Genomic DNA, 2,529 nt, shown 5'->3' with positions numbered 1-2,529 from the left:
GCTTCCTGCCCGCACTGCTCCAGCAGGCACTGGGCCTGTCCCCACTGGCCACGGCCTGGCTGTTCCTGCTCTGGTCCGGTCTGAGCTTCGCCGTCGCCCTCCAGGTCTAGCACCTGGCCGGCCGGGTCGCCCCGCTCACCCAGCTCGCCCTCGGCTTCGCCCTGCACACGATCGCCATGGTGACGATGCTCGGCGCGGTCGGCTCCGGCTCCTGGCTCCGCCTGCTGCCCGGCCTGGTCGTCGGCGGCATCGGCAGCGGCCTGCTCAACGGCGCGCTGCCGCTGCTCGCCGTCGAGTCGGTGCCGCCCCAGCGGGCCGCGATGGGCTCCGGCGCCCAGCAGACCTTCCGCTACATCGGCTCCTGCGCCGGCGTCGCCCTGACCATCGCCGTCGCCACCTCGGCCGACACCCCGGCCCGGGGCGCGAACCTCGCACTGCTGGTGTCGGCGGGGCTGGCGCTGGCGGGCGCGGTGAGCGTACTGGCGCTGCGGGAACGGGCTCAGGGTCTGTTGTGAAAGTGCTGTCACAGCCCATCGTTGAGGCGTGCGACCAGCACGGTCACCTGGGCCGCACGGACACCAGCCGGGCCCACACCACCAGCCGGTACCGGGAGGTGAACTCGGGCGTGCAGGTGGTCAGGGTCAGGTAGAACCCCGGCTCGCGGTAGCCGTACCCGGGCCGGACGAGCGAGTGCGGGACCGGCCGGACGACCCCCGAGTCCAGCGCCGAGGTGCGCGGCAGGATCCGGTCGACGCCGTAGGTGTACGTCGCCGTCCGCGTCTCCACCTCCACGGCGTCCCCCCGCCGCAGCCGGGGCAGGTACCGGAAGGGCTCGCCGTGCGTGTTCCGGTGCCCGGCGAGCGCGAAGTTCCCGGCCTGCCCCGGCTGCTGGGTGCCGTGGTAGTGACCGACGTACCCCTTGTCCAGCACGTCCGCCCTGCCGACGCCCTCGGCCACGGGGACGCGCAGCCGCAGCCGCGGGATGGCGAGCACGGCGTACGCCTGGGAGCGCCGGGGCGGGCTCGCGGCGGAGTACGCGCGCCGCGGCTCGGGGGAGGCGCCGGGGGCGGGGGCGGCGGACCCGGGGACCGCGGCCGTACCGGGACCGCGGGGAGGGGCCGGCGCACCGCTGCTCCACTGCCGTTCCAACGCCGCCACCTCGCGTGCGGCCCCGCGCCGCGCCTCCAGGTTGGTCCACCACAGGTGGTGCACGACCAGCAGCAGGAGGACCAGCCCGGCCGTCACGAGCAGTTCTCCCCCGCTCCACAGCACGCGTCTGCGCCGCGCGCGCCGGCGCCGGTCGCCGTGCCGTACGACCCGCACGCCCGCCGCAGCCCGCATCCGCACCCACCTCCACCGGCGCCGCCCGCACCATAGGTCCGACGCCTCCAACTGACCAGGGGCAAGGGGACGGTGAGCCGTACCGCCGCTTCCTCAACGGGTTTGAGAAAGGCCCGTCACAACCCTCGACAACGCCATTCGGCACCCCGATGCTTCCTGTGGGCATGCCGGGGGGCACCAGTCGGCGCCGCGTCCGGGAACGCGGGGCCGGAGCCGCACGGAGAGGCAGCGAACGACCCATGATCCGACGCAGAACACTCCTGGCTGCCGCGGGCGGCGGACTCCTCGGCGGCGCGCTCGCCACGGGCACCGCCCGGGCCGACGCGACGATCACCGTCGACCCGTCCGCCGCCTACGGCACTTGGGAGGGCTGGGGCACCTCCCTGGCGTGGTGGGCCAACGTCTTCGGCACCCGGGACGACTTCGCCGACATCTTCTTCACCACCAGGAACACGACGTACAACGGCAGCACACTGCCCGGCCTGGGCCTCACCATCGCCCGCTACAACCTCGGCGCGTGCAGCTGGAACAGCGTCGGCGGCGAGTCGATGGCCGTCTCCCCGAACATCCCCGCCTTCAAGCAGATCGAGGGCTACTGGCAGGACTGGACGAACGAGGACCCCGCCTCGGCGGCCTGGAAGTGGACGGCGGACGCCGCCCAGCGGGCCATGCTGGTGAAGGCCACCATGCGCGGCGCGATCTCAGAACTGTTCGCCAACTCGCCCATGTGGTGGATGTGTTCCAACCACAACCCGTCCGGCGCGGCCGGCGGCGGCAACAACCTCCAGTCCTGGAACCAGCGCCGGCACGCCTCCCACCTCGCCGCGGTCGCCCTCCACGCGAGGCAGCACTGGGGTGTGGACTTCGCGACGGTGGAGGCGTTCAACGAGCCCTCCTCCTCCTGGTGGACGGCGACCGGCACCCAGGAGGGCTGCCACGTCGACGCGAACGTGCAGGCGGCCGTACTGCCGTACCTGCGCTCCGAACTGGACAGGCGCGGCCTCACCGGCACGAGGATCGCCGCCTCCGACGAGACCGGCTACGACCTGGCCCGCACCACCTGGAACTCCTTCTCCGCCACCACGAGGAGTTACGTCGACCGGGTCAACGTGCACGGCTACCAGGGCTCCGGCGGCCGCAGGGACCTCCTCCACACGGACGTGGTGACGACCGCCCGCAAGGCCCTGT

General features: G+C 73.3%; 1 protein-coding gene and 2 pseudogenes. 2 read left to right on the top strand and 1 reads right to left on the bottom strand.

Going from position 1 to position 2,529, the window contains the following annotated elements; genetic code table 11:
* A pseudogene (locus IE312_RS40670) lies at positions 1 to 515 on the top strand (MFS transporter); the annotation flags it as partial.
* Positions 516 to 558: 43 nt separating this feature from the next.
* Here the strand turns inward: IE312_RS40670 and IE312_RS18045 are convergent.
* The gene (locus IE312_RS18045) at positions 559 to 1,341 is read right to left on the bottom strand and encodes a class E sortase (RefSeq protein WP_189982983.1); all 783 of its coding nucleotides are present in this window, start codon (positions 1,339 to 1,341) and stop codon (positions 559 to 561) included.
* A gap of 239 nt (positions 1,342 to 1,580) precedes the next feature.
* Between IE312_RS18045 and IE312_RS40665 the strand changes: the two are divergent.
* Positions 1,581 to 2,529: pseudogene (locus IE312_RS40665) on the top strand (glycoside hydrolase); the annotation flags it as partial.

It is taken from the genome of Streptomyces capoamus (assembly GCF_014654935.1).
GTDB lineage: Bacteria > Actinomycetota > Actinomycetes > Streptomycetales > Streptomycetaceae > Streptomyces > Streptomyces capoamus.
Note: the sequence above shows the minus strand (reverse complement) of the source record. Positions and strands in the feature narration are given on the sequence as shown.

Excerpts from the sequence above, each read along its gene's own strand:
- IE312_RS18045 (WP_189982983.1), bottom strand. The coding sequence starts at position 1,341 with ATGCGGGCTGCGGCGGGCGTGCGGGTCGTACGGCACGGCGACCGGCGC.